We start from the raw sequence: 15,256 nt of genomic DNA on the forward strand, positions 1-15,256 counted from the left end.
GTCGCGTTTGCGTCGTCTGGGCTATCGCGCATGAGGATCAAAATCAAAAGCAGGTGTACACCGCCCCGTAGCAGCACGGCTTGCCGGCGGGGCGATCTTGAGGGCGACCCGCGAGCAAGCTCGGCTGCTACGGGAGCGGCGTTAGCCGGACGATGGCGTTAGCCAATCGCTTTTGATCTGGCTTTTGATCTTCATGCGCGACAGCCCAGACGACGCAAACGCGACTTGGGTGCAGGCTGAATGGAGGTCTCGCGGAGTGGGTCGAGCCGCATGGATGCGGCGAGAGGCGTGTGGGCCATGGATGGCCCTTTCACGCCGGGCCCACGGAGCGGGACCGGAGTGAAGGTAGTCCGACGAAGGAGGACCCAAACCAGGAGCAGGACCCCTTGGTTACTTGGGGGTCTTTTCCAAGTAACTCGGCGAAGCCGAAACGCTTCTGCCGTTAGGCAGAACCCGCGATATCAGCTTCCCCATCGCAACTGGATCAGCACGGGATACAAAAAGCTTACTGCCCCCGCGCATTAATCTGCTGAGACAAATTCTGAATCTGACTCTGCAACGTATTCAGATTCCGGGTCATCTGCCCACGAAACGCATCGAACTCCGCCGTACTCGCCCCTGACTGAGCCGCTTGCGCCGGGCGGTTGTCCTGCTCGCTCTTGAGCACAATCATGTCCTGCTCCAGGCGCTCGATCGCCTGGCTGTTGTTGCTCTTCTTGAGCGCAGCCACGTCAGCGCTCAGACTCTTGAGCTGGGTGTCCAGACGATCCTGCTCGGCCTGCGCCGCCTTGCCGTCAGGGATCGACGCCTTGACCGCCGCAAGCTCGGTGGCCACGGCCTTGAGCTGCTCCTGCAGTTGCTGATTGCTCGCCTGTTGCTGCGTCGACTGGCTGGCGATCTGCTCCAGGCGCTTGTCCAGCCCACCCTGCAGACCGGCCACACCCTGGGCCTGCTTGTTCTGCTCGGCCAGTTGGTCCTGCAACGCCTTGATCTGCGCCTTCATCGCCTCGCCGCCGCTGGTGGCCACCGACTCACTGGCCACCACCTTGCCGGAAATCGCCTGCAGGCGCCCCGCCGCTTCCTCGCTGATCCGCGCGAAGCTTTCCTGGGTCGCGACCAGTTGCTGCTCCATCAGCGAGACCTGCTGAAAACTCCACCAGCCCAGGCCGCAAAACGCGATGAACAGCGCGCCGATCAACGCCCAGAGCGCGCCAGTACCGGGCGCCTTGACCTTGACCACTGGCGTGGTGCGCGAATACACCGTGGTGCGCTCGCGGGCTGCGGCGGTGGTGGGGACGAAATCGTCGTCATCATCTTTGGCGCTGAGGCTTGGGACGTCATCGACGTCGTCGTAAGGATCTTTGCGCATGGGTTTCCCTTTAAAAACCGGTAAATCTGCTGACGGCAGCACACCTGCCGACAATCATGACCATGTTCAGTGGCCGATGTTTCACAACGCCCCGCCGTGCTGGGCTTTCCACCAACTGCAGAACTCGTCCAGCGCGTCCCAGACACTGACCTTGGGCTGGTAATCGAGATAATACTGGGCGCGGCTGATATCAAGGGTGAAATCTCGGCTCATGACCTGCATTCCGATCCTCGACAGCGTAGGTTCAGGTCGCCCCGGCCAGAGCAGGCACGCTGCCTCGTTGAGCGCGGCGGCGCTGTAGCCAAGACCATAAGAGCGATAGCGCGTGACGGGCGGCAATTGCATCTGGCGCATGACGTAATTGACCACATCCCAGACCGGAATCGGCGTGCCATTACTGATGTTGTACGCCTTGCCCAGGGCCGAGCCGCTGGCCTGCAAACTGCTGAGCAGCGCGTCGTTGAGGTTCTGGATGCTGGTGAAGTCGACCTTGTTCAGGCCGTTGCCGATGATCGACAGGCGTTTCTTGCGCTGCATCTGCATCAGCCGCGGGAAGATGCTGGTGTCGCCGGCCCCGGTGACGAAGCGCGGGCGCAATGCGATGACTTCCAGACCGAATTCCTCGGCACCGAACACCTTCTGTTCGGCCAGATACTTGGTCGCCGCGTAATGATTGTGGAAGCGCTTGGGCACCTGTTCTTCGCGGATATTCAGGTGCGAGCGGCCATCGAAATAGATCGAAGGCGACGACAGATGCACGAGGCGCCGCACCCGCTGTTTCAGGCAGGCTTCGACCACGTTTTCGGTGACCTGCACGTTGCCCTGATGAAAATCCTGCCGCCGCCCCCAGGTGCCCACGGCCCCGGCGCAATGCACCACCGCTTCGACGTCATCGCACAGCGCCTGCACCAGATCCGGATCGTTCAGATCGCCCTGAATGAACTCGGCGCCGCGCCGCACCAGATGTTCGACACCTTCCGCGCGACGGCCGTTGACCCGAACGTCAAGGCCCTGCTCCAGGGCAAAGCGCGCAAAGCGCCCGCCGATGAAGCCGCTTGCGCCGGTGACCAGAATCTTCATTTACCGCTCCAGACTTTCATTAATCCAAACTTCACTCGTATCCGCCTCTGCCGCAGGCGTGGGAGCCAGCTTGCTGGCGAATACGGAGTGTCATTCAACCCATCATTACCTGACCTGACGCATTCGCCAGCAAGCCGGCTCCCACAGGCTTCGCCCAGAAGCACATCGAATGACGCTCATTATCCCTCCAGCGGCACCAACCAGTGCCGGGCTTTTTTCGCCAGGTGGTCGGTCAGTTGATTCAACAACTGCCCGCCATTGCGCCAATGATGCCAGTACAAAGGCACATCGATGCAGCGATCGCTGAACAAATCCACCAGTTTCCCGGCTGCCATCTGTGCGCGTACCTGCATTTCCGGCACCAGGCCCCAGGCCATTCCGGCCTCGGTCATGCGCATGAAGCCTTCGGACGACGGGCACAGATGATGCTGAAAACCGTCTTTGACGCCCAGCGATTCCATATAGCGATGCTGCAGAAAATCATCCGGCCCGAACACCAGCGCCGGGGTTTTCGCCAAAAGCTCAGGGGTCACGCCATGGGGAAAATGCCGGGCGATGAATTCGGGGCTGGCCAGTGCACGATAGCGCATGGCGCCCAATGGCAGGCTGCGCGCGCCCGCCACCGGCCGCTCGCTGGCACACAGACAAGCTGCCACGTCGCCTGCACGCATGCGCTTGAGGCCGACGTCCTGGTCTTCGACCACCAGATCGGTCAACAGATTGCGCTCGGCGCAGAAATCACCAATGGCCGGCGCCCACCAGGTCGCCAGGGAGTCGGCGTTCAGTGCGATGCGCAAGCGCTCCGGCGCGCCCCCGTCATCCAGCGCTGGAACCACGCTTTGCAGGTCACGCTCCAGCAGCCGCACTTGCTGCACGTGGTTGAGCAGACGGCGGCCGATTTCCGTCGGGCTTGGCGGAGTCGCGCGCACCAGCACCGGCTGGCCGACCCGCGCTTCGAGCAGTTTGATCCGCTGCGAAACAGCCGACTGCGACAGCCCCAGCACTTGCGCCGCCCGCTCGAACCCGGCCTGCTCGACCACCGCCGCCAGGGCTGAAAGCAATTTATAGTCGAACATCATTTTTCCTAATGAGCGATGAGCTTTATTGGTTTTTCTTATACCGCTATCGAGCGGACAATCGCCACATCAATTTCTGGAGCACAGCGCCATGTGGCAAAGCTATCTCAACGGACTTCTGGTCGCTTTCGGCCTGATCATGGCCATCGGCACGCAGAACGCCTATGTGCTGGCCCAAAGCCTGCGCCGCGAGCATCACCTGTCGGTGGCGGTGTTGTGCATTCTGTGCGATGCGGTTCTGGTGACCGCCGGGGTGTTCGGCCTGGCCAATGTGCTGGCGCACAACCCGACGCTGCTGGCCATCGCGCGCTGGGGCGGTGTGGTCTTTCTGCTGTGGTACGGCGCCAAGGCGCTGCGCCGCGCGCTGACCCCGCAAAGCCTGGAGCAAGGTGAAGGCAACGGCCAGCGCTCGCGCCGTGCGGTGTTGCTGACTGCACTGGCAGTCACCCTGCTCAACCCGCACGTTTACCTGGACACCGTGCTGCTGATCGGCTCCCTCGGCGCACAACAGGCCATGCCCGGCGCCTATGTGGCGGGCGCTGCCAGTGCGTCAGTGCTGTGGTTCTCGACCCTGGCCATCGGCGCCGCCTGGCTGGCCCCCTGGCTCGCCCGCCCCGCCACTTGGCGGCTGCTGGACCTGATGGTGGCGGTGATGATGTTCAGTGTGGCGGTGCAGCTGGTTCGTTCGGTCTGACAGGTATGCATTCCCATGTGGGAGCCGGCTTGCTGGCGAATGCGGTGTGTCATTTACCGTTGAAGGGTCAAACCTGACGCATTCGCCAGCAAGCCGGCTCCCACAAAAGCTTTCCGATCCCGCCCCAAAAAATTCATCTCCCGCCCGCCCAATGCTCTGGAACCTCTATCCCACACAGTTGTTGCGTGGTTATGGTCTGGGGCCGGTGCTATGATCCTGCCCCTGTGTCGCAAAAGAGAAAAACTCACGACGCATATTCTGTACGGCCGCCCGTGATCGGCCTTGCGCTAACCGCAACCTGACCTGAGTAGGAGAATCACCATGGCTTTCGAATTGCCGCCGCTGCCTTACGCACACGACGCTCTGGCACCGCACATCTCCAAGGAAACCCTGGAATACCACCACGACAAGCACCACAACACCTATGTCGTGAACCTGAACAACCTGGTGCCAGGCACCGAGTTCGAAGGCAAGACTCTGGAAGAAATCGTCAAGACTTCCTCGGGCGGTATCTTCAACAACGCAGCCCAGGTCTGGAACCACACTTTCTACTGGAACTGCCTGGCGCCAAACGCTGGCGGCCAACCGACCGGCGCCCTGGCTGACGCCATCAACGCCGCTTTCGGCTCTTTCGACAAGTTCAAGGAAGAGTTCAGCAAGACGTCCATCGGCACCTTCGGTTCCGGCTGGGGCTGGCTGGTGAAAAAGGCTGACGGTTCCCTGGCTCTGGCCAGCACCATCGGCGCCGGCAACCCGCTGACCAACGGCGACACCCCGCTGCTGACCTGCGACGTGTGGGAACACGCCTACTACATCGACTACCGCAACCTGCGTCCAAAATACGTCGAGGCGTTCTGGAACCTGGTGAACTGGAAGTTCGTCGCCGAGCAGTTCGAAGGCAAGACCTTCACCGCCTGATCCCCGGATCAATCGGTTGCTCATAAAAAACCCGGCCTGTCCGGGTTTTTTTTCGCCTTCTGTCGTCCTTTATGTATCGTCGGACAACGATAGCGGACTAATATCAAATTCCGCCCGATCCGATGAATCGTCGCTCAAGTTCCACTGGCTTATTACCGACACAGTACCGATAGCCCCACTTGCCCGCCGGCAGTTGTTATCGGTATGAAACAGGTCAAGGTGTATCAGGACCTTGACGCGGACGGCGAGCATTGCCAATGCTTGCAACAGTCACCCGCTATCGCATGGATGAAGGAATGCCCATTTGAAGCTGGAACTCAAGAACAGCTTGTCGGTGAAGCTGCTGCGTGTGGTGCTGCTTTCGGCGCTGGTCGTGGGCGTTGTGCTCAGTTGCGCGCAGATCGTGTACGACGCGTACAAGACTCGCCAGGCCGTCGCCACCGACGCCGGGCGGATTCTCGACATGTTCCGCGACCCCTCGACCCAGGCTGTCTATAGCCTGGACCGTGAGATGGGTATGCAAGTCATCGAAGGCCTGTTTCAGGACAAGGCCGTGCGCATGGCATCCATCGGCCATCCCAACGAAACCCTGCTGGCGGAAAAAACCCGTGATCTGGCACCAAGCCCGACCCGCTGGCTGACCGACCCGATTCTCGGCCAGGAACGCAGCTTCACCACCCAACTGGTGGGCCGCAGCCCCTACAGCGAATATTACGGCGACCTGCGCATCACTCTGGACACCGCCACCTATGGCGAAGGCTTCCTGACCAATTCCCTGATCATCTTCATCTCGGGCGTGTTGCGGGCCATGGCGATGGGCATGGTGCTGTACCTGGTCTATCACTGGCTGCTGACCAAGCCGCTGTCACGCATCATCGAACACCTGACCAGCATCAACCCCGACCGCCCCAGCGAACACCAGTTGCCCTTGCTCAAGGGGCATGAAAAGAACGAGCTGGGCATCTGGGTCACCACCGCCAACCAGCTGCTGTCCTCCATCGAACGCAACACCCACCTGCGTCACGAAGCCGAATCCAGCCTGCAGCGCATGGCGCAATACGACTTCCTCACCGGCCTGCCCAATCGCCAGCAACTGCAGCAGCAACTGGACAAGATTCTTATCGATGCCGGCAAGGTGCAGCATCGCGTGGCCGTGCTCTGCGTCGGGCTGGACGACTTCAAGGGCATCAACGAGCAGTTCAGCTATCAGGCAGGTGACCAGTTGCTGCTGGCGCTGGCCGATCGTCTGCGCGGACACAGCGGACGTCTGGGCGCCCTGGCGCGGCTGGGCGGTGACCAGTTCGCCCTGGTACAGGCCGACATCGAGCAACCCTACGAAGCGGCCGAGCTGGCGCAAAGTATTCTCGATGATCTGGAAGCGCCGTTTGCCCTGGACCAGGAAGAGATCCGCCTGCGCGCCACCATCGGCATCACCCTGTTCCCGGAAGACGGCGACAGCACCGAGAAGCTGCTGCAAAAAGCCGAACAGACCATGACCCTGGCCAAGACCCGGTCACGCAACCGCTATCAGTTCTACATCGCCAGCGTCGACAGCGAGATGCGTCGCCGCCGCGAGCTGGACAAAGACCTGCGCGAGGCGCTGGTGCGCGAGCAGTTTCATCTGGTCTATCAGCCGCAGATCAGCTACCGCGACCAGCGTGTGGTCGGTGTCGAGGCGTTGATCCGCTGGATTCACCCGGAACACGGTTTCGTGCCGCCAGACCAGTTCATCCCGCTCGCCGAACAGAACGGCACCATCATCGCCATCGGCGAATGGGTGCTGGACCAGGCCTGCAAACAATTGCGTGAATGGCACGATCAGGGCTTCACCGAACTGCGTATGGCGGTGAACCTGTCCACCGTGCAATTGCACCACTCCGAGCTGCCGCGAGTGGTCAACAACCTGCTGCAGATCTACCGCCTGCCACAGCGCAGCCTGGAGCTGGAAGTCACCGAAACCGGCCTGATGGAAGACATCAGCACCGCCGCCCAGCACCTGCTCAGCCTGCGCCGCTCGGGCGCGCTGATCGCGATCGATGACTTCGGCACCGGCTATTCGTCGCTCAGCTATCTCAAAAGCCTGCCGCTGGACAAGATCAAGATCGACAAGAGCTTCGTGCAGGACCTGATCGACGACGATGACGACGCCACCATCGTGCGCGCCATCATCCAGCTCGGCAAAAGCCTGGGCATGCAGGTCATCGCCGAGGGCGTGGAAACCACCGAGCAGGAGGCGTACATCATTTCCGAGGGCTGCCACGAAGGTCAGGGCTACTTCTACAGCAAACCGCTGCCGGCCCGGGAGCTGCTTTCCTATCTCAAGCATGCCAAGCGCTCGCAGGTGGGTGTGCTCTAAACCTTGTAGAAGCCGACTTGCTGACCCTGAAAAGCGCGAACCCGTGAGCCCCTTACCTGTGGGAGCCGGCTTGCTGGCGAATGCGGTGTGTCATTCAACCTTTTGGTGTCTGACCTGACGCTTTCGCCAGCAAGCCGGCTCCCACGGGCTTCGCCCAGAATCAAAAACATTCAATCCCTGAAATCCCCTGTAACAGCTTGAAATATCTCCCCTCCCGCGTCGCGGCATTTCGCCTTTACACCGAATGCAAATCTTTCGCATTATGTCGCAGCTTTTTTCGGCCTCGCCCCGTCCCCTCACACTCTCGACGCAGGATTCCGTCATGATTCGTACGCCCCTGGCAACCGCCAGTCTGCTGGCCCTCGCTATCGCCCTGGCCGGTTGCGACCAAGGCAAGGACAAGCCCGCCGCCGCCGCGCCAACCCCGGCTCCAGCCGCTGCCCAGGCGCCCGCAACCGCACCGGCCGCCGCGCCTGCCAAGGCCAGCGAGGCTGAAGTCAAGGCCGTGGTCGCCAATTACGCGGGCATGGTCTTTGCCGTGTTCAGCGACGCCGAATCCACTGCCAAGAAGCTCAGCACCGCCGTCGACGCCTTCCTCGCCACGCCGAACGACACGACCCTCAAGGCCGCCCGCGACGCCTGGGTCGCCGCCCGCGTTCCGTACATGCAGAGCGAAGTCTTCCGCTTTGGCAACACCATCATCGACGACTGGGAAGGTCAGGTGAACGCCTGGCCGCTGGACGAAGGCCTGATCGACTACGTCGCCAAGGACTACCAGCACGCGCTGGGCAACCCGGGCGCCACCGCCAACATCATCGCCAACAAGTCGATCCAGGTCGGCGAAGACAAGGTCGATGTCAGCGAAATCACCCCCGAGAAACTGGCCAGCCTCAATGAACTGGGCGGCTCGGAAGCCAACGTCGCCACCGGCTACCACGCCATCGAATTCCTGCTCTGGGGCCAGGACCTGCATGGCACCGGTCCCGGTGCCGGCGAGCGTCCTGCCAGCGACTACATCGACGGCAAGGGTGGCACCGGTGGCCACAACGACCGTCGTCGCGCCTACCTGAAAGCCGTCACCGACCTGCTGGTGAGCGATCTGGAAGAAATGGTCAACAACTGGAAACCGGGCGTTGCCGACAACTACCGCGCCACCCTGGAAGCGGAACCGGCCGACAGCGGCCTGCGCAAGATGCTTTTCGGCATGGGCAGCCTGTCGCTGGGCGAACTGGCAGGCGAGCGCATGAAGGTGGCGCTGGAAGCCAACTCCAGCGAAGACGAGCACGACTGCTTCAGCGACAACACCCACAACTCGCACTTCTACAACGGCCTGGGCATCCGCAACGTCTACCTAGGCGAGTACACCCGCGTCGATGGCAGCAAGGTCACAGGCCCGAGCCTGTCCTCTCTGGTGGCCAAGGCCGATGCTGCAACCGACAGCACCCTGCGTGCCGACCTGGACGCCACCCAGGCCAAGCTGCAGGTGATCGTCGATCACGCCAACAAGGGCGAGCACTTCGACCAGCTGATCGCTGCGGGCAACACCGCTGGTAACCAAGTGGTGCGCGACGCCATCGCCGCACTGGTCAAGCAGACCGGCGCCATCGAAGAAGCCGCCGGCAAACTGGGGATCACCGACCTGAACCCGGACAACGCCGATCACGAGTTCTGATCCCGCGTTTTCGCGCGCTACAAGGCGCGCGAACAGGTCACCGAAACGATGCCGATTCAGCAATGAATCGGCATTTTTCATGGGCCGACAAATATTGAAACCTTTCGTAAAATCAGCGTTTTACAGGACCGATCTGTAAGTTTTGTAGGGCATTTCCTGTTCGTTCGATGTCGGATTGAACCCCTCGTTTTCGCCGCCGATGATGCGCACTTCCCTGACCCATCCCCTCCAGGAGGAGACAGACAGTGCCCAAAGGAAACAAGAAAAGGCGCCGCGTCAGCACACTCAAAGCCAACGATTACGGCATCCACCTGTTGGTCGGCACCAAGGGGCCTCGCGCCTGGAAGGTGACGATCTATCGTGACGGCAAAACCTACAACCGGCTGTTCTCATTCTCTCGCTGGGGCGGTCGCGAATCGGCACGCAGGGCAGCAGACGCGGCTCGCGATTACCTGATGCTGACTCACCTGCCTCGCCTGAGCCGGGATATCCGCCAACGCATCATATCCACCAACACCAGCGGTTATCCCGGGGTGCATTACCGCTGCTACACCGGCACCGCGTACTGGGTAGCGCGTACCACACTGCGCGATGGCAGCAGCGTGACCAAGTCGTTCAGGGTCGAACACTACGGCTATGACCGGGCCAAGGAACTGGCGATCCGCGAGCGGGAACGGCAACTGGACTCGGTGGGCGATTACCGCTCATTCAAGGTCGCTGAAGGCGAACAGCGCCTGATGCAACTGATGATCGAAGACCCGTCACTGGAGATCGTCGGCGTGTGAACGTCGCCCATGCGCTCGGTCAGTTTCCGGGGCGGAGCGCTAATTGGTAACAACCTATTGCGAGAGGCGCTTACAAACGCAAATCCCTCTTATTCCCTACAGACGGGGCTGGTAAGCTTGCTCGCCCCGATTTCATGCCCTTTGCAGGATCTGTATGACTGCGCGGTTCCGTCTTTCGCTTGTTCTGCTGATGGCTGCGGCCCTCGGCGGGTGCGATGACGCCCCGCGTTTCACCGCCGCAGAACCCGGCGAAGCACAGTCGGGCGGCGCAGCAACGGTCAACCGCAGCGACCGCAACGCCTTCGCCCTGCCCTCGGGCAACCTCTCGCCCTCGCGGCGGCTGGACTTCAGCGTCGGCAACAGTTTCTTCCGCAATCCGTGGGTCATCGCCCCTTCGACGACGACCGCGCGCGACGGGCTTGGGCCGCTGTTCAACACCAACGCCTGCCAGAACTGCCACATCCGCGATGGCCGTGGCCACCCGCCCGAACCCGGTGCCGACAACGCGGTGTCGATGCTGGTACGCCTGTCGATTCCCGATGCGCCGGGCGAGCACCCGCCTGCCTATGCCCGGCAGTTGCAACAGATGGGCCTGACGCCGGAGCCGGTGTACGGCACGCAGCTGCAGGACATGGCAGTCCCCGGCGTTGCGCCCGAAGGCAAGGTGCGCGTGGTCTATGACACAATGACCGTGCACTTTCGCGATGGCACGCCGGTCCAGCTGCGCCGCCCGACCCTGCAAATCACCCAGCTCGGCTACGGTCCGATGCATCCGCAAACCCGCGCCTCGGCGCGCATCGCCCCGCCGATGATCGGCCTGGGCCTGCTGGAGGCGATCCCCGAAAGCGCAATCCTGGCCAACGCCGAAAGCAGCAGCGGCAACGGTATCGCCGGCCAACCCAACTGGGTCTGGGATGACATTGAGCAAAAAACCGTGCTCGGCCGCTTCGGCTGGAAAGCCTCGCAGCCCACCGTTGTGCAGCAGAATGCCCACGCGCTGGCGGGCGACATGGGCCTGACCTCCAGCCTGAAAACCACCGACGATTGCACGCCCGCCCAGACCGCCTGCCTGCAAGCCCCCAAAGGCGAAGGGCCGGATGGCGAGCGGGAAGTCAGCGACAACATCCTGCGGCTGATCACCTTCTACGCGCGCAATCTGGGCGTACCGGCGCGTCGTGACGTAGACGATGCCCAGGTGCTGGCCGGCAAGAATCTGTTCTTCAAGGCAGGCTGCCAGCAGTGCCACACGCCGCAGTTCACCACCTCGGCCAATGCCGCAGAGCCTGAGCTGTCCAGCCAGGTGATTCGCCCCTACACCGACCTGTTGCTGCATGACATGGGCGAAGGGCTGGCCGACAACCTCAACGAATTCCAGGCCAACGGCCAGCAGTGGCGAACGGCGCCGCTGTGGGGCATCGGGCTGACCCAGGCGGTCAGCAGCCACACCCAGTTTCTGCACGACGGGCGTGCGCGCAACCTGATGGAAGCGGTGTTGTGGCATGGCGGCGAAGCGCTGCCGGCGCAGCGCCAGGTGTTGGCTTTCGACGCGCAGCAGCGGGCCGCGCTGCTGGCGTTTCTGAACTCTCTATAAACTTTTTTATAAACGTATTTTTATCAAGAGGAGCCGGACATGTTCCGTCCCAAGCTGTTGTTCACCGGCCTTGCCGCTCTCGCGCTGGGCGCCTGCGCGCCATCGGACCCTCAAGCCGTGACGTCTGCCGCCATCGCCAAACAGGTGATCCTGCCGACCTACAGCCGCTGGGTGGACGCCGACCGGCAACTGGCAGCCAGCGCGCTGGCGTTCTGCCAAGGCAAGAGCGACCTGGAAAGCGCCCGCGCCGACTTCCTCAAGGCCCAGAAAGCCTGGGCCGAGTTGCAGCCGCTGCTGATCGGGCCATTGGCTGAAGGCAATCGTGCGTGGCAGGTGCAATTCTGGCCGGACAAGAAAAATCTGGTCGGGCGTCAGGTCGAGCAACTGGTCACCGCCCAGCCACAGATCACCGCCGATGCGTTGGCCAAGTCCAGCGTTGTGGTGCAAGGCCTATCGGCCTATGAGTACATCCTGTTCGACGCCGGCATCGACATGGCCGCCGCCGATCAGAAGGCGCTCTATTGCCCGCTGCTGACCGCCATCGGCGAGCGCCAGAAGAGCCTGGCCGAGGAAATCCTCAACAGCTGGAACAGCACCGACGGCATGCTCGCGCAACTGAGCAAGTTCCCCAACCAGCGCTATGCCGATTCCCACGAAGCCATCGCCGAATTGCTGCGGGTACAGGTGACGGCGCTGGACACCCTGAAGAAGAAACTCGGCACCCCGCTGGGCCGCCAGACCAAGGGCGTGCCGCAGCCGTTCCAGGCCGATGCGTGGCGCAGCAAGTCGTCGCTCAGCAGCCTGCAGGCCAGCCTGGCCAGCGCCCAGACCGTCTGGGCCGGGGTCGACAACAAGGGCCTGCGCGGCCTGTTGCCCGCCGAGCAGAAGCCGCTGGCCGACAAGATCGACGCCGCCTACGCCGAAGCCAACAAGCAACTGGCCGCACTCAAGCCGCCGCTGGTCGAGCTTCTGGCCACCGAACAGGGCCGTCAGCAGTTGAACGCGTTCTACGACAGCCTTAACGTGGTGCACCGCCTGCACGAAGGCGAACTGGCCAAGGCGTTGGGCATTGCACTGGGTTTCAACGCCAACGATGGTGACTGATATGTTGCGACGTCAGGCTCTTGCGCTGGGCAGCCTCGTGCTCAGCGCCTGCACTCTGGGTGGCTGGACGCTGTTCAAGAAGAAGGGCGAAAGCCCGCTGCTGTTGTCCGCCCGCGACGACGGCCAAGGCCGCCACTACGCCGTGGGATACCGCGTGGACGGCACCCAGGTGTTCGCCACCGAAGTGGCCCAGCGTTGCCATGACATCATCAATCACCCGCAATTGCCGATCGCCCTGTTCGTCGCCCGCCGCCCGGGCACCCAGAGCTACCTGATCGACCTGCGCGACGGCCATCTGCTGCAAACCATCACATCAAAACCCGACCGGCATTTCTACGGCCATGCGGTGATTCACAAGAGCGGTGAATGGCTCTACGCCACGGAAAACGACACCCGCGATCCGGGCCGTGGCCTGCTGGGCGTCTATCGCTTCGAGGGTGAGCGCTTGGTACACAGCGGCGAGATCCCCACCCACGGCATCGGCCCGCATCAGGTGTCGTGGATGCCGGACGGCGAAACCTTGGTGGTGGCCAACGGCGGCATTCGCACCGAAGCCGAAAGCCGCGTGGAAATGAACCTCGACGCCATGGAGCCGAGCCTGGTGCTGATGCAGCGCGACGGCACGCTGCTGAGCAAGGAAACCCTCGGCCAGCAGATGAACAGCGTGCGCCACATGGCCATTGCCAGCGACGGCACCATCGTCGCCGGGCAGCAATTCATGGGGCCATCGAGCGAGTCCGCCGAGCTGCTGGCGATCAAGCGCCCGGGCCAGCCGTTCCAGGCCTTTCCGGTTGCAGAACAACAATTGGCGGCGATGGCCCATTACACCGCCAGCGTTGCCATTCACAACGAACTGCGGCTGGTCGCCTTAACAGCGCCGCGCGGCAATCGTTTCTTCATATGGGACCTGGACAGCGGCGCCGTACGCCTGGACGCCCCGCTGCCCGATTGTGCGGGTGTCGGCGCGGTGGCTGATGGTTTCGTGGTGACGTCGGGGCAAGGGCGTTGCCGGTTCTATGATTGCCGACAGGGCACCTTGGCGCCGCAGCCGCTGGAGTTGCCGCCGGGGTTTTGGGATAACCATTTGCATTTGGTTTAGGGGTTTTGGTTTTTTGAGTTGGCTTGAGGGCGCTACATGGATGCCCTTCGGGCCATTCGCGAGCAAGCTCGCTCCCACATTTGTTGAAACGTGCCGCAGTCTGACAGACCCCGTTGTCCGCCTTGTGTGCTCGACGCAATCTCGAGGCGGGCCTAAAAGCAGACAAAGGAGATCCAACAGGCCATGGCACGTTTAAGCAAATGTGGGAGCGAGCTTGCTCGCGAATAGCGCCCGACAGGGCATCAAAGTAAGAGTCCAAAGCCAAACACTGGCAACTCACAGGCAACCCGATTACCGTGCTTGCCTAGATTCATCAGTTCTCCAAGGAAGTGGAATATGTTGCGTCGCCGCATGTTGATCATGTTGGGTGTGGTCCTGATCGTGGTGCTGGCCCTGGGAGGGTACAAGGCCTTTTCGATCTACAAACAGATCCAGCAATTCTCTGCCCCCAAGCCTGCGATCAATGTCGCCGTGGCGGTCGTCGAGGAACGTCCGTGGGAAAACCGCCTGCCGGCGATCGGCAGCCTCAAGGCGTTTCAGGGCGTGGACCTGAGCCTGGAAATCGCCGGCACGGTCAAGGCCGTGCAGTTCGAGTCGGGGCAGAAGGTCAAGCTCGGTCAGCCGCTGCTGCAGCTGGACAGCGATGTGGAAAAGGGCCTGTTGGGCACCGCCGAAGCGGACCTGGGCCTGGCCCAGGTCGACTACGCCCGGGGCAGCAAACTGGTGGGCGACGCGGCCATTTCCCGAGGCGAATTCGACAAACTCGCAGCCACCCAGAAAAAGGCCGCCGCCACCGTCGCGCAACTGAACGCGTCGCTGGCCAAGAAACGCATTCTGGCGCCCTTCAGCGGCACCATCGGCATTCGTCAGGTGGACGTCGGCGATTACCTGGCCAGCGGCACCGTGATCGCCACCTTGCAGGACCTCTCCAGCCTCTACGCCGACTTCTTCGTGCCTGAGCAGATGCTGCCGAAACTGGCGATCGGGCAGAAGGTTCAGGTCAGCGTCGCCGCCTACCCTGACAACACCTTCGAAGCCAGCATCAGCGCCATCAACCCCAAGGTCGAGGACACCACGCGCAACGTGCTGATCCGCGCCACCCTGCCCAATCCGGACGGCAAGCTGCTGCCCGGCATGTTCGCCAACCTGCAGGTCATCCTGGGCCGGGACAGCCGCGAACTGGTGGTGCCCGAGAGCACCATCACCTACACGCTGTACGGCAATTCGGTATTTGTCGTAGGCCCGAAAAAAGGCGCCGACGGCCAGCCGGAAAAGAACGACAAGGGCGAGCTGCAACTGGCCGTGGAGCGCCGGTTCGTCCAGACCGGCGAGCGCCGCGGTGGGTTCGTGGTCATCCGCAAGGGATTGAAAGCGGGCGAGCAAGTGGTCACCGGCGGCCAGCTCAAGCTGGACAACGGCGCCCACGTCGCCATCAGTGCCGATACGGCAGCCCCCGTCGGAACCAGCCAGCCTAAAGCTGACTGATCGACGCTGACTGTCAAAGGAGCTTTC

The 15,256-nt window shown here is 62.3% G+C and carries 12 protein-coding genes; 9 read left to right on the top strand and 3 right to left on the bottom strand.

Going from position 1 to position 15,256, the window contains the following annotated elements:
- Window positions 1-505: 505 nt before the first annotated feature.
- The 3 genes from AC1MEK_RS04765 to AC1MEK_RS04775 form a co-directional block, all read right to left on the bottom strand.
- Complete coding sequence (locus AC1MEK_RS04765; protein WP_480395107.1) at window positions 506-1,369, bottom strand: ATPase; 864 nt, start codon at window positions 1,367-1,369, stop codon at window positions 506-508.
- 81 nt (window positions 1,370-1,450) lie between these two features.
- Entirely contained in the window at window positions 1,451-2,449 is a 999-nt protein-coding gene (locus AC1MEK_RS04770; RefSeq protein ID WP_480395108.1) for an NAD-dependent epimerase/dehydratase family protein, read from the bottom strand.
- Window positions 2,450-2,628: 179 nt separating this feature from the next.
- Entirely contained in the window at window positions 2,629-3,525 is an 897-nt protein-coding gene (locus tag AC1MEK_RS04775; RefSeq protein ID WP_480395109.1) for a LysR family transcriptional regulator ArgP, read from the bottom strand.
- A 91-nt stretch (window positions 3,526-3,616) separates the two neighbouring features.
- Between AC1MEK_RS04775 and AC1MEK_RS04780 the strand changes: the two genes are divergently transcribed.
- The 9 genes from AC1MEK_RS04780 (at window position 3,617) to AC1MEK_RS04820 (ending at window position 15,229) form a co-directional block, all read left to right on the top strand.
- Entirely contained in the window at window positions 3,617-4,219 is a 603-nt protein-coding gene (locus AC1MEK_RS04780) for a LysE/ArgO family amino acid transporter (RefSeq protein ID WP_480395110.1), read from the top strand.
- A 321-nt stretch (window positions 4,220-4,540) separates the two neighbouring features.
- Window positions 4,541-5,137 (top strand): superoxide dismutase, encoded by a 597-nt coding sequence (locus AC1MEK_RS04785; RefSeq protein ID WP_480395111.1) that lies wholly within the window; start codon window positions 4,541-4,543, stop codon window positions 5,135-5,137.
- Between the two features lie 304 nt (window positions 5,138-5,441).
- A complete protein-coding gene (locus AC1MEK_RS04790; protein ID WP_480395112.1) occupies window positions 5,442-7,493 on the top strand; it encodes a putative bifunctional diguanylate cyclase/phosphodiesterase in 2,052 nt (683 codons plus the stop codon).
- A gap of 322 nt (window positions 7,494-7,815) precedes the next feature.
- Window positions 7,816-9,165 carry an imelysin family protein gene (locus AC1MEK_RS04795; protein WP_480395113.1) on the top strand — a complete coding sequence of 450 codons (1,350 nt, stop codon included), beginning with the start codon at window positions 7,816-7,818 and terminating at the stop codon, window positions 9,163-9,165.
- Window positions 9,166-9,410: 245 nt separating this feature from the next.
- Window positions 9,411-9,950, top strand: a complete 540-nt coding sequence (locus AC1MEK_RS04800) for a hypothetical protein (protein WP_480395114.1) — start codon at window positions 9,411-9,413, stop codon at window positions 9,948-9,950.
- A 154-nt stretch (window positions 9,951-10,104) separates the two neighbouring features.
- Complete coding sequence (locus tag AC1MEK_RS04805; RefSeq protein WP_480395115.1) at window positions 10,105-11,541, top strand: di-heme oxidoreductase family protein; 1,437 nt, start codon at window positions 10,105-10,107, stop codon at window positions 11,539-11,541.
- 39 nt (window positions 11,542-11,580) lie between these two features.
- Entirely contained in the window at window positions 11,581-12,645 is a 1,065-nt protein-coding gene (locus AC1MEK_RS04810) for an imelysin family protein (protein WP_480395116.1), read from the top strand.
- A gap of 1 nt (window position 12,646) precedes the next feature.
- Window positions 12,647-13,744 (top strand): DUF1513 domain-containing protein, encoded by a 1,098-nt coding sequence (locus AC1MEK_RS04815; protein WP_480395117.1) that lies wholly within the window; start codon window positions 12,647-12,649, stop codon window positions 13,742-13,744.
- A gap of 336 nt (window positions 13,745-14,080) precedes the next feature.
- Window positions 14,081-15,229, top strand: coding sequence for an efflux RND transporter periplasmic adaptor subunit (locus tag AC1MEK_RS04820; RefSeq protein ID WP_480395118.1), 1,149 nt, complete (start codon window positions 14,081-14,083; stop codon window positions 15,227-15,229).
- Window positions 15,230-15,256: the final 27 nt, after the last annotated feature.

The organism is Pseudomonas sp. 2 (assembly GCF_056627435.1).

Bases quoted from the DNA above. Each gene is read 5' to 3' on its own strand.
- AC1MEK_RS04780 (WP_480395110.1), top strand. From the start codon at position 3,617: ATGTGGCAAAGCTATCTCAACGGACTTCTGGTCGCTTTCGGCCTGATC.
- AC1MEK_RS04765 (WP_480395107.1), bottom strand. From the start codon at position 1,369: ATGCGCAAAGATCCTTACGACGACGTCGATGACGTCCCAAGCCTCAGC.
- AC1MEK_RS04815 (WP_480395117.1), top strand. From the start codon at position 12,647: ATGTTGCGACGTCAGGCTCTTGCGCTGGGCAGCCTCGTGCTCAGCGCC.
- AC1MEK_RS04770 (WP_480395108.1), bottom strand. From the start codon at position 2,449: ATGAAGATTCTGGTCACCGGCGCAAGCGGCTTCATCGGCGGGCGCTTT.
- AC1MEK_RS04795 (WP_480395113.1), top strand. From the start codon at position 7,816: ATGATTCGTACGCCCCTGGCAACCGCCAGTCTGCTGGCCCTCGCTATC.
- AC1MEK_RS04810 (WP_480395116.1), top strand. From the start codon at position 11,581: ATGTTCCGTCCCAAGCTGTTGTTCACCGGCCTTGCCGCTCTCGCGCTG.
- AC1MEK_RS04785 (WP_480395111.1), top strand. From the start codon at position 4,541: ATGGCTTTCGAATTGCCGCCGCTGCCTTACGCACACGACGCTCTGGCA.
- AC1MEK_RS04820 (WP_480395118.1), top strand. From the start codon at position 14,081: ATGTTGCGTCGCCGCATGTTGATCATGTTGGGTGTGGTCCTGATCGTG.
- AC1MEK_RS04775 (WP_480395109.1), bottom strand. From the start codon at position 3,525: ATGTTCGACTATAAATTGCTTTCAGCCCTGGCGGCGGTGGTCGAGCAG.
- AC1MEK_RS04805 (WP_480395115.1), top strand. From the start codon at position 10,105: ATGACTGCGCGGTTCCGTCTTTCGCTTGTTCTGCTGATGGCTGCGGCC.